Annotated in this window: 20 protein-coding genes; 10 read left to right on the top strand and 10 right to left on the bottom strand. The window is 67.5% G+C overall.

Annotated features, from left to right (window positions below; all coding sequences use genetic code 11):
• Window positions 1-147: 147 nt before the first annotated feature.
• Complete coding sequence (locus F573_RS0105370; protein WP_019021741.1) at window positions 148-558, top strand: nuclear transport factor 2 family protein; 411 nt, start codon at window positions 148-150, stop codon at window positions 556-558.
• Window positions 558-998, top strand: coding sequence for a nuclear transport factor 2 family protein (locus tag F573_RS0105365; protein ID WP_019021740.1), 441 nt, complete (start codon window positions 558-560; stop codon window positions 996-998). The genes F573_RS0105370 and F573_RS0105365 overlap by 1 nt, the downstream gene beginning before the upstream one ends.
• 12 nt (window positions 999-1,010) lie before the next feature.
• On the opposite strand, the gene F573_RS0105360 is transcribed toward F573_RS0105365, so the two are convergent.
• The 6 genes from F573_RS0105360 to F573_RS0105335 form a co-directional block, all read right to left on the bottom strand.
• Window positions 1,011-1,556, bottom strand: a complete 546-nt coding sequence (locus F573_RS0105360; protein WP_018870988.1) for a shikimate kinase — start codon at window positions 1,554-1,556, stop codon at window positions 1,011-1,013.
• 99 nt (window positions 1,557-1,655) lie between these two features.
• Entirely contained in the window at window positions 1,656-3,776 is a 2,121-nt protein-coding gene (pilQ, locus tag F573_RS0105355; protein WP_019021739.1) for a type IV pilus secretin PilQ, read from the bottom strand.
• 19 nt (window positions 3,777-3,795) lie between these two features.
• Entirely contained in the window at window positions 3,796-4,350 is a 555-nt protein-coding gene (locus F573_RS0105350) for a pilus assembly protein PilP (protein ID WP_019021738.1), read from the bottom strand.
• The gene (locus F573_RS0105345) at window positions 4,350-4,934 is read right to left on the bottom strand and encodes a type 4a pilus biogenesis protein PilO (RefSeq protein WP_018870991.1); all 585 of its coding nucleotides are present in this window, start codon (window positions 4,932-4,934) and stop codon (window positions 4,350-4,352) included. Before F573_RS0105345 ends, F573_RS0105350 begins: the two co-directional genes overlap by 1 nt.
• Before the next feature lie 12 nt (window positions 4,935-4,946).
• Window positions 4,947-5,501: a PilN domain-containing protein gene (locus F573_RS0105340; protein ID WP_018870992.1), complete on the bottom strand. Its 555-nt coding sequence runs from the start codon at window positions 5,499-5,501 to the stop codon at window positions 4,947-4,949.
• Window positions 5,498-6,565 carry a pilus assembly protein PilM gene (locus F573_RS0105335; protein WP_026300810.1) on the bottom strand — a complete coding sequence of 356 codons (1,068 nt, stop codon included), beginning with the start codon at window positions 6,563-6,565 and terminating at the stop codon, window positions 5,498-5,500. The genes F573_RS0105340 and F573_RS0105335 overlap by 4 nt, the downstream gene beginning before the upstream one ends.
• 142 nt (window positions 6,566-6,707) lie before the next feature.
• On the opposite strand from F573_RS0105335, the gene F573_RS0105330 reads away from it, so the two are divergent.
• Window positions 6,708-9,077 (top strand): penicillin-binding protein 1A, encoded by a 2,370-nt coding sequence (locus F573_RS0105330; protein ID WP_026300809.1) that lies wholly within the window; start codon window positions 6,708-6,710, stop codon window positions 9,075-9,077.
• 2 nt (window positions 9,078-9,079) lie between these two features.
• On the top strand, window positions 9,080-9,700 hold the full coding sequence (locus F573_RS0105325) for a hypothetical protein (RefSeq protein WP_019021735.1): 621 nt from the start codon (window positions 9,080-9,082) through the stop codon (window positions 9,698-9,700).
• A gap of 51 nt (window positions 9,701-9,751) precedes the next feature.
• On the opposite strand, the gene hemE is transcribed toward F573_RS0105325, so the two are convergent.
• From hemE to rpsU, 4 genes are all read right to left on the bottom strand, one after another.
• Window positions 9,752-10,813: a uroporphyrinogen decarboxylase gene (gene hemE, locus F573_RS0105320; protein ID WP_019021734.1), complete on the bottom strand. Its 1,062-nt coding sequence runs from the start codon at window positions 10,811-10,813 to the stop codon at window positions 9,752-9,754.
• 7 nt (window positions 10,814-10,820) lie between these two features.
• Window positions 10,821-12,230 (bottom strand): FAD-dependent oxidoreductase, encoded by a 1,410-nt coding sequence (locus F573_RS0105315; protein ID WP_019021733.1) that lies wholly within the window; start codon window positions 12,228-12,230, stop codon window positions 10,821-10,823.
• Window positions 12,231-12,339: 109 nt separating this feature from the next.
• The gene (locus F573_RS0105310) at window positions 12,340-12,789 is read right to left on the bottom strand and encodes a GatB/YqeY domain-containing protein (RefSeq protein WP_018870998.1); all 450 of its coding nucleotides are present in this window, start codon (window positions 12,787-12,789) and stop codon (window positions 12,340-12,342) included.
• 68 nt (window positions 12,790-12,857) lie between these two features.
• Window positions 12,858-13,073, bottom strand: a complete 216-nt coding sequence (gene rpsU / locus F573_RS0105305) for a 30S ribosomal protein S21 (protein ID WP_018870999.1) — start codon at window positions 13,071-13,073, stop codon at window positions 12,858-12,860.
• A gap of 444 nt (window positions 13,074-13,517) precedes the next feature.
• Between rpsU and aroB the strand changes: the two genes are divergently transcribed.
• The 6 genes from aroB (at window position 13,518) to dnaG (ending at window position 24,892) form a co-directional block, all read left to right on the top strand.
• A complete protein-coding gene (aroB, locus tag F573_RS0105300) occupies window positions 13,518-14,627 on the top strand; it encodes a 3-dehydroquinate synthase (protein WP_026300808.1) in 1,110 nt (369 codons plus the stop codon).
• The gene (locus F573_RS0105295; protein ID WP_019021731.1) at window positions 14,617-15,804 is read left to right on the top strand and encodes a deoxyguanosinetriphosphate triphosphohydrolase; all 1,188 of its coding nucleotides are present in this window, start codon (window positions 14,617-14,619) and stop codon (window positions 15,802-15,804) included. Before aroB ends, F573_RS0105295 begins: the two co-directional genes overlap by 11 nt.
• Before the next feature lie 5 nt (window positions 15,805-15,809).
• Window positions 15,810-17,546, top strand: coding sequence for an SPOR domain-containing protein (locus F573_RS0105290; protein WP_019021730.1), 1,737 nt, complete (start codon window positions 15,810-15,812; stop codon window positions 17,544-17,546).
• Between the two features lie 142 nt (window positions 17,547-17,688).
• Window positions 17,689-22,149, top strand: a complete 4,461-nt coding sequence (gltB, locus tag F573_RS0105285; protein WP_019021729.1) for a glutamate synthase large subunit — start codon at window positions 17,689-17,691, stop codon at window positions 22,147-22,149.
• A gap of 149 nt (window positions 22,150-22,298) precedes the next feature.
• Complete coding sequence (locus F573_RS0105280; protein ID WP_019021728.1) at window positions 22,299-22,895, top strand: Uma2 family endonuclease; 597 nt, start codon at window positions 22,299-22,301, stop codon at window positions 22,893-22,895.
• Between the two features lie 203 nt (window positions 22,896-23,098).
• The gene (gene dnaG / locus F573_RS0105275; protein WP_019021727.1) at window positions 23,099-24,892 is read left to right on the top strand and encodes a DNA primase; all 1,794 of its coding nucleotides are present in this window, start codon (window positions 23,099-23,101) and stop codon (window positions 24,890-24,892) included.
• Window positions 24,893-24,998 lie beyond the last annotated feature (106 nt).

Genomic DNA, 24,998 nt, shown 5'->3' with positions numbered 1-24,998 from the left:
CGCCGCCGCCGGATTCCCGTATCCCCAACGGTGCGGATACTGGCAGAATTCGCCGCGCGGACCGGGGACTGAAAGAATCCGGCACAAGGAGCCCGCCCCCGCGTTCGCGGAGCGTTCGTGATCATCTGGACAAAGGACAGGACGGCCATGGCGAAATTTTCCTCCCCCGAAGCCGCCGAAGAGGCATTCTACGGCGCGTTCGAAGCCGGTGATCCGGAAGCCATGCGTGCGGTCTGGCAGGACACGCCCGACTGCGTCTGCATCCACCCCGGCGGCGAGCGCCTGCAGGGGATCGAACTGGTCATGGACAGCTGGGACGACATTCTCGCCAGCATGGAAGACACCGTCATACGCCGCTCCGGCCTCACCGTGCTCGGTGGCAGCGACCTGGTCACCCACGTGCTGCACGAACACCTGTACATGGGTGGAGACCTGCGCGGCGTGGTCCTGGCCACCAACGCCTACCGTTTTGACGGCCGGAGCTGGCGCATGGTGCTGCACCATGCCAGCCCCGATCCCACCACCCGCTCGCGCTGGAACCGCCGGAGCGTGCACTGATGGCCGGCGACGCGGTCGAGGCCTGCATGGACGCCTACTACCGGGCGTTCCGCGAGGCGGACATCGAACACATGATGGATCTGTGGGCCGACCGCCCCGACATCGTGTGCATCCATCCGGGCAGCCCCCGGGCGCACCGCGGCACCGCCGAAGTGATGGAAAGCTGGCTGCTGGTGTTCTCGCGCGAACTCAACATCGGCATCGAACCGCGCATCGTCGGCCGGTTCGAGACCGACGACAGCCTCGGCATGGTGATCGAGGAAGCCATCACCCGGCCGGGCGACGTGGCACCCACGGGCACCATCCTGATCAGCCAGACCTGGCGGCGCGTCGACGGCGGCTGGCGGCTGGCGTTTCACCACGCGTCTCACGGGCGACGCGCGGACCCCAGCCCCGAAGGCATGTTCGTGGCCGGCGGCGGCACCCAGACCCGGCACTGATCACCGCGCGGGCTACTCCGACCCCGCGCGCGGCTCGCACAGGTCCGGACGCTTCATCTGCAGCGCCGAGCACACCCCGTTGACCGCATCCCGCACCCGGCGCCCGCGGCCCTCCAGGACCATGTCCGCAACCTGCTGGTACAGCGGGTCCCGCCGCTCGAACAGCGCCTGCAGTCGGGCCCTCGGATCCTCCGCCTGGTTCAGCAGCGGCCGGTTGCGGCTGCGCCGGGTCCGGCGGAACTGCTCTTCCACCGGCACCCGCAGATAGATCACGAAGGCGTCTTTCAGCCGTTCCCGGTTCTCCGGCCGCTCCACGATCCCGCCCCCGGTCGCCAAGATGATCCCGTCCTTCTCCAGCAGTGCATCCAGGACCGCAGTCTCGCGCCGCCGGAAGCCCTCCTCGCCTTCGAATTCGAAGATGGTCGGGATATCCACCCCGGTACGCTTGCGGATCTCGTCATCGGTATCATGGAACGCCCGGCGCAAAAGTCCCGCCAGCCCCCGCCCGATCGTGCTCTTGCCGGCCCCCATCGGGCCCACCAGGACAATATTCTGCATGCGGGCAGGCTACCGGGACTCCGGAGCAAAAAAAACCCGGGATCCGTGGATCCCGGGTTCGCTGTCACCCACCGGCGGGCCGCCAGGGCCCGGGCGGGTTCAGTCCAGCACGCGTGGCGTGACGAAGATCAGCAGCTCCGCCTTCTGCTCGGAACTCGCCCGGTTACGGAAGAAGTTGCCGAGGAACGGGATGTCCGCCAGGAACGGGACTTCGCGGACCTGTTCGCTGCTGTCGATTTCGTAGACGCCACCCAGGACCACCGTTTCACCGTCGCCCACGAACACCTGGGTCTCCACGGCGCGGCGGTTGATGGTGACGTCGTCGAAGACCACGTCGCCCGGTTCATCCTTGGTCACGCGGATGTCCATGATCACGTTGCCGTTCGGCGTGATCTGCGGCGTCACCTCGGTGGAGAGGTAGGCTTCGACCAGCTCGGTATTGGGGTTGCCCGCCTCGTCCTGCACGATGATCGGGATGTCCTGGCCCTGTTCGATCACGGCCGGCTGACCATTGGTGGTCACCACTCGCGGCGAGGAGATAATCTCGCCGCGACCCTCGGCCTGCAGCGCCGACAGCTCCAGGTCCAGCAGCAGACCACGACGCAGGATACTGAACCCGAACTCGCCCGCGTTGGCCGCGTCGGCCGGGAGGGAAGAGCCGAGGCGATTGGCCAGAGCCGCGTCGTCCGGGCTGCCGCCTCGCGCCTGATCTGCGCCCGTAAGCGAGCCCGTACCGGCCGCCGAGGTATCACCGCGAGTCCGCGTGCCGGTCACCCCGAAACGCGCCCCGAGATCGCGATTGAAGCTGTCTTCCGCGATCACGATGCGGGTCTCCACCAGCACCTGCTGCACCTGCACGTCCAGGTTCCGCACCAGTTCGCGGATATCCTCGATCCGGCGCTGGGTATCCTGGACCAGCAGCGTGTTGGTCCGGCTGTCGACCGTCATGCTGCCGCGTTCGGAGAGGAAGCGGTCTTCCTCGCCCCGGATCAGCTCGGCGATCTGGCCCGCCTGCGCGAAATTGATCTGCACGAACTCGGTGCGCAGCGGTTCCAGTTCCTGACGGTCGCGTTCGGCCTCCATCCGCTGCCGCTCACGGGCGGCGATCTGCTCCGCCGGCCCCACGAACAGCACGTTGCCCTCCATGCGCTTGTCCAGCCCGCGGGACTGCATGATGATATCCAGCGCCTGATCCCAGGGCACGTTGTTCAGCCGCAGGGTGATGTTGCCGTCCACGTCGTCGCTGACGACGATGTTCAGGTCGGTAAAGTCGGCCAGCAGCTGCAGGACCGAGCGGACCTCGATGTCCTGGAAGTTCAGGGACAGGCGCTCGCCGGTAAACTCGCGCTCTTCCTCTTCCCGCGCCTGACGCTCCGCCTCGGTGATCGGCGCCACCTCCAGCACGTACTGCCGGTCGCTCTGGTAGGAGACGACCTCGTACTCTCCCTCGGTGGCCACTTCCATGCGGACCCGGTCGCCCTCGGCGACCGTGTCGATGGTTTGCACCGGGGTGGCGAAGTCGACCACGTTCAGCCGCCGCTCCATCGACTCGTCGATGGCAGCCCGGTCGAACTGGATTTCGATACGGCCGGCCTGTTCACGCACATCGATGGCACCACCACTGCGTGACAGCCCCACCTCGACACGCCCCTCGCCCTGGTCGCCACGACGGAAATCGATGTCGGTGAGTTCAACCGGACGCGCGGAACGGGTCGTCCGCGGCTCGGGTTCGCCGACGCGCTCGGCCACGGCCTCGTCCTGCGCGTCGGCTTCGGTCACGCCGCGCCCGAGGGTCACGATGAAGTTGTTGCCATCCACCCGCGTCTGATACTCGGAGGGCTGCGTCAGTCCGAGCACCACCCGGGTACGATCGCCCGATTCCACCGCGGTGGCCTCCAGCAGGGGCCCCACGTTGAATTCCTTGCGACGGTCGCTCATCACGCTGCCGGCATCCGGCAGGTCGAAGGCGATCCGCGGCGGCGAATCAATCGCGAAGGCGCGGATGTCCTCGGGCGGGGTATCCGAAAACTGCAGGTTTACCTGTACCCGATCACCGCCAATACTGGCCGCCCGGATATCCTCCAGTTCCTGGGCGGAAACGCCCTGGGACGCCATGAACAGCAGGCCCGCCATCGCGGAGCCCGCCAGTGCGCGCATGGAAGATCCCATGTTCAGCCCCCTGTTGCTGTTGCCGGCATTGTGCCGATATGTCATTTCCATGTTTGTCTCTCCCGGGATCCTACCGATCTTCGGCCCGCTGCAAGGCGATGGAATTATCGCGCTCAATGTGCCCGCCGAAGGCGTCCGGAACCACTTCCACCAGCTCGATGCGGGTGGGCGTGATTTCGACGATCTGGCCGTGGTTCTGACCCATCCAGTTGCCTACCGTGACCTGCTGCACCGAGCGGTCCGGAGTCCGTACCAGGGCATAGCGCATGTTGTCGCGTTCCAGGGTGCCGACCATGGACAGCGAATCCAGCGGGTAGCTTTCCAGGTATTCCCGCGGCCGGTCCGGGTCGATTTCGGCATCGCCCGGCTCGCCCTCGTCCTCCGCGATCTGAGGTTGCTCGATCACGCTGGAGTCAAACGGTGAACGGGTATGTCCCGGATACAGGTAGGGCTCGTGGGGCTCGAGCGTCGGGATCGGTTCGATGCTCGAACCCGGCCGTTCGTGGACCTCGGCGATATAGTTGTGCAGGTCACTCTTGTCCTGGGCGCAGCCACCCAGCAGGCCCGCGCCCAGCACGGCGACCGCCAGGATCCGTACCCGGGGGCTGACGGAGATCCGACTCATCAGTTGTCCTCCAGATAGCGGTAGGTTCGCGCCTCGGCGTTCATGACCAGATCAAAGTCCGAGTCACCCGCGCGTCGGATGCGCATGTCGTGCATGGTGACCACGCGGGGCATCGAGGAGACGCCGCTGACGAATTCGGCCAGTTCCTCGTAGTCGCCCCGCAGCCGCAGCCGGATCGGCACCTCGGCATAGAAATCCCGTTCGCGATGGGAACGCGGCTCGAACAGCTCGATTTCCAGACCGGTCTGCAGCGCTGTCTGCGACACATCCACCAGCAGGCTGGGGATCTCCGCGCTGGTCGGCAACAGCTCCAGCAGCTCCACGAACATGTCTTCCATTTCCGCGAGCTGTTCGCGGTAATCGTCGAGGTTGGCCGCACGCTGCTGCTTCTCCTCGAACTCGTCACGCAGCTGCTGCTCCTCGCGCTCCGCCCGTTCAAGTTCGCTGAGCTGGTCGTCGATCACGAAATAGTAGGTGAGGCCCAGAATCACGGCGATGATCACCAGGAGGATCACCCCCTTGACGATCCAGGGTGCCTCGCCAATGTTGTTGAAATCGATCTCGTTGAGGTTCTTCAGGTCCATTGGGCAGTCTCCCTACTCGCCATTGTCCGGCCGGGTCTGCCGTGCGTCGAGGCGGAAATCCCTCACCTGGATACGGCCTTCCTCGCGGGTTTCGATGATCTGCAGGTTGGAGCTGCCCAGCCACGGGGAGTCATCCAGATTGCGCATCATCGCGGAGATGCGGGTGTTGGATTCCGACAGGCCGCGAATCTGAATACGCGATCCGTCCTGAGTGATCTCGTTGACGTAGGTGCCGTCCGGCAGGGTCACCACCATCTGGTCGAACAGGTGGACGGCCTCCGGGCGCTGCGCCTGCAGGGTCTGGATGACGTCCATCCGCGCGACGAGGTCCTCGCGTTTCTCTTCGAGTTCCTCGATCTCGGCGATCTTGCGGTCGAGTTCGCGGATCTCTTCTTCGAGCACCTGATTGCGGTCTTCCTGATGGTCGATCAGGGATTCCATGTAGGTGTAACCACCGAACGCCAGGACCACACCCACCGCAGCCGCCACGCCGGCCGAGACGAAGAATTGCTTGCGCCGTTGCTCGCGGGCACGTTCGCGCCAGGGAAGCAGATTGACAGAAATCATGATGTTTGCCCCCGCAGTGCCAGGCCGCAGGCCGTCAGCAGGGCCGGCGCATCATTGGTGAATCGCTGCTGATTGATGCGGCGGGACAGCGCCATTCCACGGAACGGGTTGGCCACGGAAACCGGCGTGGAGGTGGTTTCCTCCAGCATCTCGTCGACTCCCGGAATGGCCGCACAACCGCCGCCGAGCAGCACGTGATCGATGGTGTCCTGGGGTCGCGTCACATAGAAGTACTGCAGCAACCGCTGGATCTGATCCATCATCGTCTGCTTGAAAGGCTCCAGGACCTCGCTGACGTAATCTGCGGGGAGATCACCGCTCATCTTCGCCGAACCGGCTTCCTGGTAACTCATGTTGTAGCGCCGCATGATCTCTTCGGTGAGCATCCGGCCGCCGAAATTCTGCTCGCGCGTGTACACGACTCCCTCGGACTGCGACACGACATAGACCGCCGTCACCGACGAGCCGACGTCCACGATGGCCACCATCGGCTTGTTCTCCCGGTCGGGTATATGCTCCATCAGGCGTTCGGAGGCATGTTCGATGGCATAGGCCTCGACGTCGACCAGCTCCACCGAGAGCTTCGCCGCCTCGGCAATGGCGATGCGCGATTCCACGTTCTCGCGCCGCGAGGCAACGACGAGGACATCCTGCATCTGCGGGTTCTTTGCGTTGGGCCCCAGCACCTGGAAGTCGAGATTGACCTCTTCCAGGGTGTACGGAATGTACTGGTCGGCCTCGACGAACACCTGCCCTTCCAGCTCCGATTCGCTGAGGCTGGCAGACAGCTGGATGGTCTTGGTGATGACGGCCGAGGACGGTACGGCCATCGCGCATTGTTTGAGACGGGAACCGGAGCGCTTGACTGCACGTCCAAGCGCTGCACCAACCGCTTCGGTGTCCTGGCAGACCTTGTCGACCATGACACCGTCCGGCAGCGGCTCGACGGCGAATGCCTCGACCCGATATCCCTTTCCGTGTCGACCAAGCTCGAGGACCTTGACGGCCGCCGAACTGACATCAACGCCCAGCAGTGCGGGCCTGGATTTTCCGAGATTCAGCACACATCCCCCTGTATACCCCGATGATTGCAGCTGGTAGCGTTACAATCTCGAATGCTAGCAACGATTAATATACATGACGTTTTCGGGGTTGCAAATCGCTCTGAAGGCGATCCCTCACCTTCTCCCCACAAAATTTAGAGTCATGCACCGGATTGTGAAGTTTGTCACCGCTCTGGCGGCCATAACCCTGACCCTCGTGATCGCCGGCTCGGCGGCGCTGCTCGGGCTGTACGCCTATTACGCCCCGACACTACCCGAACCGGAAGCCGTACGCGAGGTGCGGTTGCAGACGCCGCTGCAGATCCGGGCGGCGGATGGCAGCCTGATGGGGGAGTTCGCGGAAGAAAGGCGCATTCCGGTGGAGATCGAGGATGTTCCCGAGCCCGTGATCCAGGCGTTTCTGGCCGCCGAGGACGAGCGGTTCTTCCGCCACCCGGGCATCGACGTCTTCGGTCTGGCGCGCGCCGCAGTCAATCTGGTGAGCACCGGGGAACGGACCCAGGGGGGCAGCACCATCACCATGCAGCTTGCCCGCAACATCTTCCTGACCCGGGACCGCACCTACGAGCGCAAGCTGCGCGAGATCTTCCTGGCCATCCGGCTGGAACAGGAACTCGGCAAGGACGAGATCCTGGAGCTGTATCTGAACAAGATCTACCTCGGGCAGCGCGCCTACGGCGTGGAAGCGGCATCGCGCGTGTATTTCGGCCGCTCGCTGGACGAGCTGGAACTCGACGAGATCGCCATCCTGGCAGCCCTGCCCAAGGCCCCGTCCACCACCAACCCGGTGACCAGCCCGGAACGTGCACGCATCCGCCGCGACTACGTCCTCGGCCGGATGCTGAACACCGGCGCCATCTCCGCCGAGGAGCACGCAGCGGCCGTGGAGCGGCCGGTCGCGTCGGAACGGCACACTGCACAGACCGAGATCGACGCTCACTGGGTGGCGGAGGATGCCCGCCGCATCGTCGTCAACCTGTGGGGAGAGGACGCTTATCGGCGTGGTCTGCAGGTGTACACGACGATCGACCCCGACTATCAGGAGGCCGCCAACCAGGCATTGCGCGCGGGACTCCTGGAATATGACGAACGTCACGGTTTTCGGGGTCCGGAAGCGCGGCTGTCCGACGACCAGATGGCCTCCGCCGACGCCCGCGAACGGGCACTGAGAAACCTGGGCATTCACGGACGCCTCCTCTATCCCGCCGCGGTGCTGGAGACCGGCGACGACGGGACCCTGCGGGTCGACGGCGGCCGCATCGGGGAGATCGAACTGACCGCCGAGGGTCTGGCGTGGGCGGATTCACCGGACCTCCGGCGAGGGGACGTCATACGGATCCGGGCGCATGAAGAGACCGGGTGGCGACTGGCACAGAAACCCGAAGTCACCGGCTCGCTGATCGCCCAGTCCCCCGACGACGGCGCCATTCTGGCCCTGGCCGGCGGCTTCGACTTTTTCGACAACCATTACAACCGGGCCGTCCAGGCACAACGCCAGCCCGGCTCGGCCTTCAAGCCGCTGGTGTATGCCCTGGCGCTGCGCGAGGGCTACCGGCCACGCAGCACGCTGGTGGATGCCCCGATGGTGTTTGATGACCCGGCCCTGGGGGCGGAATGGCGCCCGCAGAACTATTCGCGCCAGTTCCAGGGCGACACGCCGATGCAGAGCGCGCTGGCGCATTCGCGCAATCTCGCCTCGATCCGTCTGCTCGACACGATCGGCGTTGAGAACGTGCACGATCAGCTGGGACGTTTCGGGCTGGACCCGGAGCGCCAGCCGCGCAACCTCTCCATGGTGCTGGGCACCGGTTCACTCACGCCTCTGCAGCTCAACACGGCCTACGGCGTGTTCGCCAGCGGCGGGCGACTGCACAGCCCCTGGATCCTCTCGCGGATCGAAACCGTGGATGGCGAGCTGCTCTATCAGGCACCCGCATCCCGCAGCTGCGCGCCGCCCTGCGACAACCCGCCCGGGCAGGACCTGACGCTGTCCACCGGCGAGACGGTCCTGCAGCAACGCGACCCGGTGCCGGTCCTGGAGCCCGGCGTCGCCTGGCAGATGAGCCGCATGCTGAAACACGTAGTGGACGCCGGCACCGGACGGCGGGCGCAGGAACTGGGCCGTTCCGATCTGGCGGGAAAGACCGGCACCACCAACGACTATCGCGACGCATGGTTCGCCGGATTCAACGGCGAACTGGTGGCGACGTCGTGGATCGGGTTCGACGACAACCGGGAGCTCGGCCGCCGCGAGAGCGGAGGGCGGGCTGCCCTGCCAATATGGACCCGCTTCATGGGGAGCGCCCTGGCGGACACCGAAGAAAGCCTTCCGGAACGGCCGGACGACCTGGTACGCGTGGGCATCCTGCCCGACGGCGGGCGCGCCCCCGACGCCGGTGACAGCCGCGCAACCACCGAATGGCTGCTCCCGCAGCAAATTCCCGAGCGTTCGCGCAGCATTCCGGGGGACAACCGCAACGGTCGCGACCAGCAACCCGAATCGGTATTTTGACGATGAGCAGCAACGGCTCCCGACTGCGTCATGAACTCGCCCAGGAAGCCGGGCGAATCCTGCTCGACGAGGGCATCCGCGATTTCGGCCTGGCCAAGCGCAAGGCCGCGGAACACCTGGGTGTGGACGCACGCCACGACATGCCGGCCAACATCGAAATCCAGGATGCCGCACTGGAACGCAGCCGGCTGTTCGCGACCGACGAGAGCCGCCAGGCGTATCGCGACCGCCTTGCGGCGGCACTGCAGGTGATGCAGCGCCTGTCGCATCTGAAGCCGCGCCTGGTCGGACCGCTGCTCACGGGGATGATCGAACGCTTCCCGGTGATCAATCTGCACGGATTCGCCGAGACCGTGGAAGAGGTGCTGATCGACCTGGCCGACCGCGGTATCCACTGCGAAACCGGCGAGCGCCGCTACCGCAGCCGGCAGGGCCGTGAGCAGCGCGTGCCCTTCATCGCCTTCCGCGGACCGGACGACACCGAGGTCGAACTGACGATCTTTCCGCTGGACGGGATCCGCCAGGCACCGCCCTCGCCGGTGGACGGCAAACCCATGGCCCGGGCCGGGGCCGGAGAAGTGGAACGCCTCCTGACGGAGGGCCGCGAGGCGGAACGCCTCTGAGGCGCCCGCACCCCTTCCGAAGCGGGAGGGGTGATTCGGTGCGTTCCCGGCTCAGTCAACGCGACGGTAATTGACCACCGTATCGACCATCGCCGCCACGCGATCCGGATCGATCGCCGGGTGCACGCCGTGCCCGAGGTTGAAGACGTGGCCAGTGTCGCGGCCGAAGCCGTCAAGAACACGCCGGGTCTCCTCGCGCACCACGGCTTCCGGGGCATACAGCACGCTGGGATCGAGATTGCCCTGCAGACCGACACGGTCGCCGACGCGCTGCGCGGCCTCGCCGATCTCGATCGTCCAGTCCAGGCCCAGGCCATCCGCGCCGGTGTCGGCCTGCGCCTCCAGCCAGGCCCCGCCGCCCTTGGTGAACAGGGTCACCGGGACGCGACGGCCTTCGTTCTCGCGGATCAGGCCGTCGACGATACGCTGCATGTACGCCAGCGAGAATTCGCGGTAGCTGCGCGGTGTCAGCGCACCGCCCCAGGTATCGAAGACCATGACCGCCTGAGCCCCGGCGCGGATCTGCGCATTCAGGTATTCGGTGACCGCATCGGCCACCTTCTGCAGCAGCGCATGCATGGCCTGCGGATCGCCATACAGCAGGCGCTTGGTCTCGGCGAAATCGCGCGAGCTGCCACCCTCCACCATGTAGGTGGCGAGGGTCCAGGGGCTGCCGGCGAATCCGATCAGCGGTACCTGGCCGTTGAGTTCGCGCCGGATCAGACGCACCGCATCGGTCACATAGCCCAGCGAATCCTCCGGGTCGGGGACCGGCAGCCGCTCGATGGCTTCCGGGCTGCGCACCGGATCGCGGAATTTCGGTCCCTCACCGGTCTCGAAGTACAGACCCAGCCCCATGGCATCGGGGATGGTGAGGATGTCCGAAAACAGGATGGCGGCATCCAGAGGAAAACGCCGCAGCGGCTGCATGGTGACTTCGCAGGCCAGCTCCGGGTTCTGGCACAGGCTCATGAAGCTGCCGGCCTGCGCCCGTGTCTCGCGGTACTCCGGCAGATAGCGACCGGCCTGACGCATGATCCAGACGGGCGGGCGGTCCACCGGTTCGCGGGCCAGTGCCCGCAGGAGGCGGTTGTTTTCGAGTTGCTGGGCCATGCAGTCCTCAGACGCCGAGGTATTCAAGAATGCCTTCGGCGGCCTGGCGGCCCTCGAAGACGGCGGTGACCACCAGGTCGGAGCCGCGGACCATGTCGCCGCCGGCAAAAACCTTCTCGTTGGCGGTCTGGAAGGCATGCCGGCCGGACTCCGGCGCACGGACGCGGCCGCCCTCGTCGATGTCGATGCCGTGTTCGCCGAACCAGTCGGACGGTGACGGACGGAAGCCGAAAGCCACCAGCACGCGGTCGGCGGGGATCACGTACTCGGAACCCGGCACCGGCTCGGGACGCCGCCGGCCACGCTCGTCCGGTGCACCCATCCGGGTGCGCACGACCTTCACACCCTCGACCTTGTCGTCGCCCACGATCTCGAGCGGTTGCACGTTGAACTCGAAGTGCACGCCTTCCTCGCGCGCATGCACGACCTCCTTGCGCGAGCCCGGCATGTTCTCTTCGTCACGGCGGTAGGCACAGGTCACCGAGGTGGCGCCCTGGCGAATGGAGGTGCGGTTGCAGTCCATTGCGGTGTCGCCGCCGCCGAGGACCACGACCTGCTGCCCGGCCATGTCGACGAAACCGTTCTCGTCGTGCTCCCAGCCCATCACTTCGCGGATGTTGGACACCAGGAACGGCAGGGCCGGATAGACCCCGGGCAGATCCTCGCCGGGAAAGCCGCCCTGCATCGCGTTGTAGGTCCCCATGCCGAGGAAGACCGCGTCGTATTCGTCCAGCAGCGCCTGGAACTCCACGTCGCGGCCGATCTCGGTATTCAGGCGAAACTCCACGCCCATGCCCTCGAGCAGTTCCCGACGGGTGCGGATCACGTTCTTTTCTAGCTTGAACGGGGGGATCCCGAAGGTCAGCAACCCGCCGATCTCGGGGTAACGGTCATAGACCACCGCCTCGACACCGTTGCGCGCGAGGATGTCGGCACAACCGAGACCGGCCGGCCCGGCGCCGATCACCGCGACCCGCTTGCCGGTCGGCACCACATCCGACAGATCGGGCCGCCAGCCGGCCTTCAGCGCCTCGTCGGTGATGTATTTCTCCACCGAACCGATGGTGACCGCGCCGAAGCCGTCATTCAGGGTGCAGGCACCCTCGCACAGGCGGTCCTGCGGGCACACCCGGCCACAGACCTCCGGCAGGGAGTTGGTCTTGTGCGACATCTCGGCGGCGGCAAACAGATTGCCTTCCTCGACCAGCTTCAGCCAGTTGGGGATGAAGTTGTGGACCGGGCACTTCCACTCACAATAGGGATTGCCGCAGGCCAGGCAGCGGCCGGCCTGCTGGCCGGCGGTGGCGGGATCGAACTGGCCGATGATCTCGCCGAACTCGTGGATGCGGATTTCCGCGGGGGTCTTCTGGGGATCCTGGCGCGGGAGGTCCAGGAACTGCATCGGATTGGTCGCCATGGGTCAGTCGCTCCAACGAAACGGGGTCGGGGCCACAACGGCCGGAGGGGGCCCGGCACCGGCGCGGCAGGTCATACGAGGACTACATTTGACACGGGCCCGTCCGGGGTCAAGATTTCCCCAGTGCTGCGCGGACCTTGCCGCTGACGGCACCCATGTCGGCACGCCCGAAGACCCGCGGCTTGAGTACGCCCATCACCCGGCCCATGTCACCCGGGCCCTCGGCCCCGGTCTCGGCGATGACCTCGGCAATCACCGCATCCAGCGCGGCGTCGTCGAGCGGCTCGGGCATGTAGGCCTCCACCACGGCAATCTCTGCGGCCTCACGGTCGGCGAGATCGTCGCGCCCGCCCTGACGGTACTGCTCGATGGAATCGCGCCGCTGCTTGAGCATGCGGTTGAGGATCGCGAGCACGGCGTCGTCGTCCGCGTCGCGGCGCTCGTCGACTTCGAACTGGGAGATTTCCGCCTGAATCTGACGCAGGATCGCCAGGCGGTCCCGTTCCCGGGCCCGCATGGCCTGTTTCACGTCATCCTGCAACCGGGCCTTCAGCGACATTCGGCATCCCTCCTCGCAAGGATTCATGCGCAAGCCACGGGCCCGGTCGGGCCGGGGCTCCGCGGGGTTCAGTACAGCCGCGGCCGACGGGTCATGTCGCGCGAATTCTTCTTCAGCTGCCGCTTCACCGCGGCGGCCGCCTTGCGCTTGCGCTCGGCCGTGGGCTTCTCGTAGTACTCGCGGCGGCGGACTTCGGCCACCACGCCGGCCTTTTCACAGGTGCGCTTGAAACGGCGCAGGGCAACCTCGAAGGGTTCGTTTTCGCGGACTCGAACGTGCGGCATACAATCTCCGGTTACAGCATTGGTTTCGACGAAACGGTGTACGTTAAGCCATGGCCGGCGCACACGCCCGCCATGCAGAACGGAGCATGATAATCCAGGACAGCCCCTTTGGAAAAGCCCGTGACTCGGGAAACGCGGATCCATGTGCACGTTCGCGCTCGAGTCGCTTTTGCGTGCGAACAAGGCGCGGTGACCGCCGTGCAGTCATTCTGCACAAGGGAGCCGCAACGCCGTGCGCGCGCAAAAGCGGACGAGCCCCTTCGGGTTGGTGCCCCGGGTTCCCCGATCCGGCGTTGCGCCGCTTGCGGGTAGAACCACTACCCGCTGCACGACGCGCCTTGTCTCGGAAAACCCGGGGCACCAACGCGAACGTGCACATGGATCCGCGTTTCCCGAGACGCACAGGTTCACGGGCCTGACTTACGAGCACGCGACGTGCACGCTATGATGACCCCCATGGAAACCTTGAACGTCGAACTGGGCGAACGCAGCTACCCGATCCACATCGGCCCCGGCGAGGCCGCGCGGGCCGAGCATTTCGCTCCGGTGCTGGAGGGGCGGCGCGTCGCGGTCGTCACCAACAGTACCGTGGGTCCGCTGTATGGCGAGCGCCTGCACGCCAGCCTGGCCGCGGCCGGTGTGCGCGGCGAGCCCCTGTGGATCGAGCTGCCCGACGGCGAATCGCACAAGACCCTGGCGACGGTGGAACAGATCCTGACCCGGCTGCTGGAGGCCCGCTTTGACCGCGGCAGCCGTATCGTCGCACTGGGGGGTGGCGTGGTGGGCGACATCGCCGGTTTTGCCGCCGCGATCTACCAGCGCGGAATCGACTTCGTTCAGGTCCCGACCACCCTGCTCGCGCAGGTCGACTCCTCCGTGGGCGGCAAGACCGGGGTCAACCACCCGCTGGGCAAGAACATGATCGGGTCCTTCCACCAGCCGCGCGCGGTGGTCATCGACACCGACAGCCTGCAGAGCCTGCCGACCCGCGAGCTGCGCGCCGGTCTCGCCGAAGTCATCAAGTACGGCCTGATGCAGGACGCGGATTTCTTCGCCTGGCTGGAGGAACACCTCGACCGCCTGCTCGCCCTGGAACCCGAGGCGCTGGCCCACGCCATCCGCCGCTCCTGTGCCTGCAAGGCCGAAGTGGTCGCCGCGGACGAACGCGAATCCGGCCGCCGCGCCCTGCTCAACCTCGGCCACACCTTCGGCCACGCCATTGAAACCGGCATGGGCTATGGCGCCTGGCTGCACGGCGAGGCGGTAGGCACCGGCATGGCCATGGCCGCCCGGATGTCCGCGCGCATGGGCTGGCTGGCGCCGGCCGACGCCGCGCGCGCCGAGGCCCTGATCCACCGCGCCGGCCTCGACACCCACCCGCCGGAGGAACTGGATGCCGCCCGCTTCCGCGAACTGATGGGGATCGACAAGAAGGTCAGCGAAGGGCGCCTGCGGCTGGTGCTGCTGCGCGGGCTGGGCGCCGCCGAGCTGACCGCCGAGTTCGACGACCACGCGCTGCAACACACCCTCGACGAGACCGCCCGTGCCGCCTGAGACCGCCTCGATCGCCCGCACCCCCAACGGCGTCGGCCTCGCCCCGTGGGCGGCCGCCCCGGAGCGGACACGCGGCCGCCGGCATCCGGAAGACGCCCCGCGCCACCGCAGCGAGTTCCAGCGCGACCGCGACCGGATCGTGCATTCCAGCGCCTTTCGCCGTCTCGAGTACAAGACCCAGGTGTTCATCAGCCACGAGGGCGACCTGTTCCGCAACCGCCTCACGCATTCGCTGGAGGTCGCGCAGATCGGGCGCTCCGTCGCCCGCGCCCTGGGCCTCAACGAAGACCTCACCGAGGCGGTCGCGCTGGCCCATGACCTGGGCCACACCCCGTTCGGCCACACCGGGCAGCACGCCCTGAACGACTGCATGCGCGAACATGGCGGCTTTGAACACAACCTGCAGTCGCTGCGGATCGTGGACCACCTCGAGGCGCATTACGCCGACTTCGACGGCCTCAACCTGACCTTCGAGACCCGCGAGGGCATCCTCAAGCACTGCTCGCCGGAAGACGCCCGCATCCTCGGCGAGGTGGGCGTGCGCTTTCTGCAGCGCGGCCAGCCATCGCTGGAGGCCCAGCTGGCCAACGTCGCCGACGAGATCGCCTACAACAATCACGATGTCGACGACGGCCTGCGCGCCGGCCTGCTGCAGCTGGACCAGCTGGTGGAAGTCCCGCTGTTCCGCGACTGCCTCGACGCGGTGCGCGCGCGCTACCCGAAGCTGGAGGCCCGCCGCGTACAGCACGAAACCGTGCGGCGCATGATCGACACCCTGGTCCAGGACCTGGTCACCACCAGCCGCCAGGCGATCGAGAGCAGCAGTCCGGAGTCGATCGACGCCGTGCGCGCGGAGAGCGGCCCGCTGATCCGCTTCAGCCCGGAGATGGCCGAGCGCAACCGCATGCTCAAGACCTTCCTGCGGGAAAACCTCTACCGGCATCACCAGGTCCATGGCGTAATGCACAAGGCGCGCCAGATCATCCTCGACCTGTTCGCCGCCTTCGACCGCGACCCGCGCCTGATGCCGGAACACTACCAGCGGCACGCCCGCGCCCTGAGCGAAGATGATCCGCACGGACAGCAGCGCGCCATCGCCGACTACATCGCCGGCATGACCGACCGCCACGCCATCCGCGAACATCACCGCCTGTTCGACCTCGGCACCCTGACCTGACCGCCATGGCACTCCGCGACCAATGCCTGGAACAGCTGGGCCTGCGCACCGACCCGTTCGCGGAGGTGCCCGACGCGGACTTCCTGTACACCGATCCGCTGCTGGACGGTGTCCTGGAATCCGCACGACAGGCACTGGAGCACCCCGGTGCCGTGGTTCTGCTGACCGGCGACAACGGCTCCGGCCGCAGCCTGCAGCTGATGCGCCTGCTCGGCATGCTGCCCGAGGGCTACGATCTCATCGCCTTCAAGGCACGCATCAACACCCATTTCGAGTCGGTGGACCTGACCATCCGCAACTACCTGCGCTCGCAGAACGCGGATGACCCCGATCGCTCGCTGACCGAACTGCTCGCCCAGCGGGTCGTCGACGGATTCGTACCGGTGATCGCGATGGACGACGCCCACCTGGTGGGCACCGACATCGTCAACAACCTGCTGCGCATGCGCTCGGAGATCCTCGAGCAGCATGGTCGCGCACCGCGCATCGTACTGGTCGGCGGCGCGGGACTCCTGCGCCGCCGCCTGTACCTGCCGGACCCGGGTGACGAGGACCAGCTGACCCGCCTGAGCCTGCGCGCGTTCAACCTCGAACAAACCGCCGCCTACCTGCGTCATCGCCTGCTGGCCGCCGGCGCCGAAGATCCGGATACTCTGATCCCGCGCGAGGCCGTGCAGCGCCTGCAGACCGACAGCCAGGGGCTGCCGGGCGCCCTCAACCGCGAGGCGCGGATCCTGCTGGAAGCGAAATGCCGCCCGGCACCGGGCACGGCTGCGGCCCCTGCAGGCATGTCCGCCGGAGAAGCAGCCGCCACCGATGCCGCCGACGCCGGCGACAAACAGGAAGTTGCGGCATCCGGGACGGCGCGGTCGGGAACCGAACCCGGGCCCGCCCCCGATCCCGGAGAAAGCCTCCGTGCCAGCCGCGACGGCGACGATTTCACCCCGGCCGCCTTCGCCCTGCGCGGCGAGCGCGATACCCCGGACGCCGCCGCCGAAACGACGGGGGAGGACCCGCCCCTCGCGCCGGCAGAAGCACAACCATTCTGGAACCAGCGCTGGTTCGTTCCCGCCGTAGCCGCCACCGTGGCCTTCGGGATCGCCGCCCCGCTGCTGTGGCAGCTGCTGAGCGGCTCGCCCGAGCATGCCCCGGAACACGAGGAACGGGTGGAACTGCCCCTGCCGGAACGCCCGGACGAGCGGGACGCGGCCACCGACCCGCCCCTCGAAGCGGAAGAGCCGTCACCGGAGATCGCCCGGCTGGAACCGGAGCCCATCCTGCCCCCGCCAGCCACCGACGAACCGGCGGAGATGCCGGAAGAACCGGCCCCGGAACCCGAACCGGAACCCGAACCGGAACCCGAACCGGAGCCCGAACCGGAGCCCGAGCCCGAGCCGGCCGATCACACCACCGAAGCCCTGGCCGACGCCGAGGGCGACGACGAGCGCCTGCAGGGCGACCTGGAATGGCTCGAGGGTCAGGATGCCTCGCGCATGACCATCCAGCTGGTGGCCGCGCCGGACATGGACACCGCGCGCGAATACGCGGAGCGCCACAATCTCGGCGGCATCCGCTACATCCCCACCCGCACGGGCGGGAACGACTACGTCGTCATCCTCGCCGGCGCCTTCCCCGACCGGGACGCTGCGGAACAGGCGGCTGCCGAGCTGCCGGACAGCGCGCGGGACGCCGGCACCTGGATCCGCTCAATGGGTTCGGTCCAGGAGGCGGCCCGCCGCTGACACCGGTCCCGGGGCAGGGCTGTCCACGCCACCTGCGCGTGTAATTGCACCCCTCCGGTTTGCCGGAACACGATCATTCCGGTATATTCCTGCGCCCCTTTTTCCAGCCTGGTGCATACGCACCACGACCGGAGGCCTATCGATGCAGCAGACCCGACTGACCGGCACCCTCCATCGCCCCGAATTCGAACGCGACAATTGCGGATTCGGCCTCATCGCACACATGGACGGGCAGGCCAGCCACTGGGTACTGGAAACTGCAATACGGGCTCTCGAACGGCTGACGCATCGCGGCGCGATCGCCGCCGACGGCAAGACCGGCGACGGCTGCGGCCTGCTGATGCGGACCCCCGAACCGTTCCTGCGCCAGCTCGCGGATGAAGCCGGCATCGCGCTGGCCGAACGCTTCGCCGCCGGCCTGGTGTTCATCAACCCCGAGGCCATCGCCGAGACCCGCGCCGCGGTGGAAGACGCCCTCGACCGCGGCGGCCTGACCCTGGCCGGCTGGCGCGAAGTTCCGGTCGATCCCGACGCCTGCGGGGCGGAAGCCCTGCGCACCCGGCCGCACGTCCTCCAGCTGTTCGTCAACGCCCCGGCGGAGATGGACGGCGACGCCTTCGAACGCGCCCTGTACGTCGCGCGGCGGCGCGCCGAGATGGCGATGGCTTCGGACCCGGTGTTCTACGTGCCGAGCCTGTCGGCGCGGGTACTGTCGTACAAGGGTCTGGTGATGCCGGCCAACCTGCCGGTGTTCTACCCCGACCTGCAGCGCCCGGAGCTGGAAACCGCGATCTGCGTGTTCCACCAGCGCTTCTCCACCAACACCTGGCCGCAGTGGGGCCTGGCCCAGCCGTTCCGCTTCCTCGCCCACAACGGCGAGATCAACACCGTGCAGGGCAACCGCAACTGGGCGGTCGCGCGCCAGCACAAGTTCGCCAATGAACTGCTGCCGGAACTGTCCGAGCTGGAACCGCTGGTGAACCTGGAAGGTTCCGATTCGCAGAGCCTCGACAACATGCTCGAGGTCCTGCTGGCCGGCGGCATGGACCTGTTCCGTGCGATGCGCCTCCTGGTCCCGCCGGCGTGGCAGAACGTCGCGCACATGGATCCGGATCTGCGCGCGTTCTACGAGTACAACTCCATGCACATGGAGCCCTGGGACGGCCCGGCCGGCATCGTCCTGACCGACGGCCGCTACGCCGGTTGCACCCTGGACCGCAACGGCCTGCGCCCGGCGCGTTACGTGATCACGAAGGATCGTCACATCACCCTGGCCTCGGAGATCGGCGTGTACGACTACGCCCCCGAGGACGTGGTCGCCAAGGGCCGCCTGAAGCCCGGACAGATGCTCGCCGTGGATACCGAAACCGGCGATCTGCTGCAGCCCGAGGACATCGACCGGATCAACCGCAAGCGTCAGCCCTATCGCCAGTGGCTGCGCGCGCAGGTGCACCACCTGAAAAGCCAGCTGGACGACAACCAGCTGTTTTCCGGCGAGCCGATGCCTGCCGACCGCCTGGAGACCTACGAAAAGCTGTTCGACGTCACCTTCGAGGAACGGGACCAGGTCCTGCGCGTGCTGGCCGAAGCCGGCCAGGAGGCCGTCGGCTCGATGGGCGACGACACCCCGTTCGCCGTGCTGTCGCAGCAGACCCGTTCGCTGTACGACTACTTCCGCCAGCAGTTCGCCCAGGTCACCAACCCGGCGATCGACCCGCTGCGCGAGAGCATCGTGATGTCGCTGGAGACCTGCTTCGGCCGCGAACAGGGGCTGTTCGAGGAAACCCCGGAACACGCCCACCGACTGGTCGCGGATTCTCCGGTGCTGTCCGAGGCGAAATTCCGCGAACTGTGCAACGTCACCGACGACGCCTTCCGGGTTGAGCGCCTGGACCTCAACTACGACCGCCAGCACCACGGCCTCGAATCGGCGCTGAAGCAGCTCACCGAAGACGCGGTACAGGCGGTGCGCGACGGCGCCGTGATCCTCGTACTGTCCGACCGCGCGATCGATCGCGAGCGCCGGCCGATCCCCGCGGCGCTGGCAGTAGGCGCGGTGCATCACGCCCTGATCGCCGCACGCCTGCGTACCGATGCCAACATCGTCATCGAGACCGCCACCGTGCGCGACCCGCACCACTTCGCGGTCCTGATCGGCTATGGCGCGACCGCGATCTACCCCTATCTCGCCTACTCCGCGCTGCACGGCATGAGCGAATCCGGGGAAATCCCCGGGGTGGACGCCCTTACCCTGGCGCAGAACTATCGCAAGGGGATCAACAAGGGCCTGTTCAAGATCCTGTCCAAGATGGGGATCTCGACCATCGCCAGTTACCGCGGGGCCCAGCTGTTCGAGATCGTCGGTCTCGCCGACGAGGTTGTGGAGACCTGCTTCAAGGGCACCACCAGCCGCATCCGCGGCACCCGTTTTGCCGATATCGAGGAAGACCTGGATACCCTCGCACAGCGTGCCTGGAATCCGCGCAAGGCGCCCAAGCAGGGCGGGCTGCTGAAGTACATCCATGGCGGCGAATACCACGCCTACAACCCGGACGTGATCCAGACCCTGCACCGCGCGGTGCAGTCCGGTGACTACGGGGTGTACCAGGAATACGCAGCCCTGGTAAACGAACGCCCCGTGGCGACCCTGCGCGACCTGCTCAAGCCGCGCGAGGACATCGAGCCGATCGAGGTCGACGAGGTCGAATCCGAGGCCGACATCCTGCCGCGTTTCGACTCCGCCGGCATGAGCCTGGGCGCGCTGTCGCCGGAGGCCCATGAGGCTCTCGCCACCGCGATGAACCGCCTCGGCGGGCGTTCCAACTCCGGCGAGGGCGGCGAGGCCGTCTCCCGCTACGGCACCGAGCGGATGTCGAAGATCAAGCAGGTGGCCTCCGGCCGCTTCGGCGTGACCCCGCATTACCTGGTCAACGCCGAGGTCCTGCAGATCAAGGTCGCCCAGGGCGCCAAGCCCGGCGAGGGCGGCCAGCTGCCGGGCCACAAGGTCAACAAGATGATCGCCGAGCTGCGCTATTCGAATCCGGGCGTGGCCCTGATCTCGCCGCCGCCGCATCACGACATCTACTCCATCGAGGACCTGGCGCAGCTGATCTTCGACCTCAAGCAGGTGAACCCCAACGCCCTGGTCTCGGTGAAGCTGGTCTCCGAGGCCGGTGTCGGCACCGTGGCCGCCGGTGTGGCCAAGGCCTACGCCGACCTGATCACCATCTCCGGCTACGACGGCGGCACCGGGGCCAGCCCGCTGACCTCGGTCAAGTACGCCGGCACCCCGTGGGAACTGGGCCTGGCCGAGACCCACGCGACCCTGCGCGGCAACGACCTGCGCGACAAGGTGCGCCTGCAGACCGACGGCGGCCTGAAGACCGGCCTGGACGTGATCAAGGCGGCGATCCTGGGTGCCGAGAGCTTCGGCTTCGGCACCGGCCCGATGGTCGCGCTGGGCTGCAAGTACCTGCGCATCTGCCACCTGAACAACTGTGCGACGGGTGTCGCCACGCAGGACAAGGTGCTGCGCATGAACCACTTCATCGGCCTGCCCGAGATGGTCATGCACTACTTCCAGTTCGTCGCCCGCGAGACCCGCGAGTGGATGGCGAAACTGGGCGTGCGCAGCCTGACGGACCTGATCGGCCGTACCGACCTGCTCGAGGTCCTGCCGGGCGAAACGCCCCGGCAGCAGCACCTGGCCGTCGACCGCCTGCTGGAGACCGGTGACCTGGACGACAAGCCGCGCTTCTGCAAGGAGCCGAAGAACGAGCCGTTCGACAAGGGCGAACTGGCCGAACGGATGGTCGCGCACATGCTCGACGCCATCGAAAACAAGTCCGGCGGCGAGCACCACTATCAGTGCAGCAACACCGACCGCTCCATCGGCGCGCGGCTCTCCGGCGAGATTGCCCGACGCCACGGCAACCAGGGCATGGCCGAAGCCCCGCTGCAGGTACGCCTGCAGGGCACCGCCGGGCAGAGCTTCGGGGTGTGGAACGCCGGTGGTCTGCACCTGTACCTGGAGGGTGATGCCAACGACTACGTCGGCAAGGGCATGACCGGCGGCAAGCTGGTGATCCGCCCGCCGGAAGGTTCGGGCTTTGCCAGCCAGGACACCACCATCATGGGCAACACCTGCCTGTACGGGGCCACCGGCGGGAAGCTGTTCGCCGCCGGTCAGGCCGGCGAGCGCTTCGGCGTGCGCAATTCCGGGGCCATCGCGGTGGTGGAAGGCGTCGGCGACCACGGCTGCGAGTACATGACCGGCGGGGTGATGACCATCCTCGGCGGCACCGGCGTCAACTTCGGTGCCGGCATGACCGGCGGCTTCGCCTTCGTGCTCGACCGGGAGAACGACTTCCCCGACCGTATCAACAACGAGCTGATCGACCTGCACCGCCTCGACACCGAGGACATGGAGGCCCATCGCAACTATCTCGAGGAACTCATCACCGAGTTCGTGCACGAGACGGACAGCGCCTGGGGTCGCCAGGTCCTCGAACAGTTCGACAGCTGGCAGGGTTCCTTCTGGCTGGTCAAACCCAAGGCGGCCGATCTCAGCGGCCTGCTCGCCAACCTGCGCCAGGCGGCCTGACCGGGCCTGCACCCCGGAGCCAGACCCGTCACGGGCCCCGCAAGGGGCCCGTTCTGTTTGCGGCCCCCTTCGCCGGACACCACTGGACGCTGCAGGCCCGCAGGTCAATACTGGGGGCAGTAACGGCATTCTTGGTACGGAGGCAGCCGATGGGAATGGCCAACGCCCGGACGTTCACACCGGTGGACGAATACCTGCAGGGAGAGCTGGAGACCGAGATCCGGCACGAATACGTCAATGGCGCCGTCTATGCCATGGGCGGGGCCAGTCGCAATCACAACCTGATTACCGGAAATCTGTTCGCTGCCCTGCACGCCGCCCTGCGCGGCGGCCCGTGCCAGACCTTCATGGCCGACATGAAGGTGCATCTGCGCCTGGGCGACGACGAGCTGTTCTACTACCCCGACGTCGTGGTCGGGTGCGACCCGGACGACCGCCACCGCTACTATCTCGAGCGCCCGCGGGTGATTGCCGAGGTGGCCTCACCGGCCACCGAACGCGTCGACCGCCGGGAGAAGCTGCTGGCCTACACCCGGCTCGACAGCCTCGCCACCTACCTGATCGTCGAGCAGCAGCGCCCGGCGGTCCAGGTCTATCGGCGAAGCGCCGGCTGGGCCGCGGGACACCTCGGCGCCGAGGACCGCCTGGAGCTCCCCGAGCTGGAATGGAGCCTGCCCGTGGAGGAGCTCTACACCGGCATCGACCCCAACGCCGTCGCCGAGGACCCCGCCCCGCCATACCGCTGACCCCGCACCTGATCGGCCGGAGGGCCGGCCTCCCACGGCCCGGGCCCGCCCCCTGTGCGGTGATGTAGGAGCGCAGCCCCCTGCGCGATCCGGCGCTCCGACCGCTATCTCCGGCGGGCCAATGGTCCCTGCGGGTGCGGGCGCGGTATTATGAACGGCCACGCCCCGCCCGGGGCGGACTCTCCCGTCCGGCGACGAGGACCATGGCAGGCCGTATCCCGCAGGCATTCATCGACGAGCTGCTCGAGCGCACCGATATCGTGGAAGTGGTGCGCCGGCGCGTCAGCCTGAAGAAGGCCGGCAGCGAATACGCCGCCTGCTGCCCGTTCCACGGCGAAAAGACCCCGTCGTTCTACGTATCCCCGCAGAAGCAGTTCTACCACTGCTTCGGCTGCGGCGTGCACGGCACCGCCATCGGCTTCCTGATGGATTACGAGAACCTCAGCTTTCCCGAGGCGGTGGAACAGCTCGCCGAGCAGGCCGGCCTGGAGGTCCCGCGCGAACACGACGACAGCCCGCGCCAGGATGCCACCGCGCCGCTGTACGCGGCGCTGGAGGCGGCGGCGGACTACTTCGTGCGCCAGCTGCGTGAGACCCCGCGCGCGGTCGATTACCTGAAGAACCGCGGTATCGACGGCGCCACGGCGCGCGATTTCCGTCTCGGCTGGGCCCCGGCATCGGGGCTGCTGCAGGCCCTGTCGGACCGTTTCTCACCGCAGCAGCTGGTGGATGCCGGCCTCGCCGCGCGCCGCGACAATGGCGACCTGCGCGAACGTTTCCGCGCCCGCATCATGTTCCCCATCCGCGACCGGCGCGGGCGTGTCACCGGGTTTGGCGGGCGCCTGATCGACGACGGCGAGCCCAAGTACCTCAACAGCCCCGAAAGCACGGTCTTCCACAAGGGACAGACCATCTACGGCCTGTTCGAGGCCCGCCGCGCGCAGACCCGGCTGGATCACCTGGTGGTGGTCGAGGGGTACATGGATGTGGTCGCGCTGGCCCGCAGCGGCTACCACCGGGCGGTCGCCTGCATGGGGACGGCTCTGGGACGCAGCCACTTCGACGTACTGTTCCGCCAGGTCGGCCACCTGACCCTGTGCTTCGACGGCGACGCCGCCGGACGCCGCGCCGCTTCGCGCGCGCTGGAACAGGCACTGCCGGTGATGCAGGGCATGCGTGAGGTCCGTTTCCTGTTCCTGCCCGAGGGCGACGACCCCGACAGCCTGGTGCGCCGCGAAGGCCTCGCCGCCTGGGAACGGCTGCTGGAGCAGGCCCTGCCGCTGTCCGAGGCGCTGATCCGCCTGCTGCGCGAGGAACACCCCACCGACACCGCGGAAGGGCGCACGCATTTCGCCCACGCCGCGGTGCGCCGCATCGCCACCGCACGCGACCCGCTGTTCCGCGAACTGCTGTGCGAACGCGTCGCCGAGGAAAGCCATCTCCCGCGCGAGCGCCTGGAGGAACAGCTGCAGGCTGCCGCCGCCTCCGCCGACACCGGTTCCGCACGCGGGCCCGCACCCGCGTCGGGGGCCAACGCCCCGCCGGCCCACGACCCGGAGATGACCGCCCGGCCACCGGCCGGCACCGGCGGTCGCCGCAGCTCGTCGCTGTGGGCCGCACTGCTCGCGCGCATCCTGCAGCATCCGGAACTGGACTGGGACACCCCCGCCCTGCGCGAGCTGGCGGCCGCCAGCGGCGAGGCTTCCGGCACCCTCGGCCGACTGCTGGAAGCCCTGGGCGAGCAGCCGCGGCCGGATACCGCGCGGCTGCTGGAACGATTCCGCGAACACCCGCGCTTCGAACGCCTGCTGTCGCTGGCCGGCGCCGAGCTGCACGACGGCGAAGACGGGATGACCCGTCAGGTCGCACTGGACGCCGCCGACCAGCTGCTGCGGCGCCACTGCCGCGAACGCATCCGTGAACTCACCGCCTCCGGGAGTCTGGATACGGAACAACGCGACGAACTCGCGCGTCTCACCTCCATCCTGCAGGGCTGAAGGCGAGACCGCGCCGCAGTCACGGCCGCAACCCGTGACCCCTTGAAATCCCCGTTCGTGCCCGCATCCACTTGATTGCACGAACCATTTTTCGCGCGCCTCGCGG

Origin of the sequence: Thioalkalivibrio sp. ALE23, assembly GCF_000378545.1 — a bacterium.
In the GTDB taxonomy this organism is placed as follows: domain Bacteria; phylum Pseudomonadota; class Gammaproteobacteria; order Ectothiorhodospirales; family Ectothiorhodospiraceae; genus Thioalkalivibrio.
This window is presented reverse-complemented; position numbering and strand designations above follow the sequence as displayed.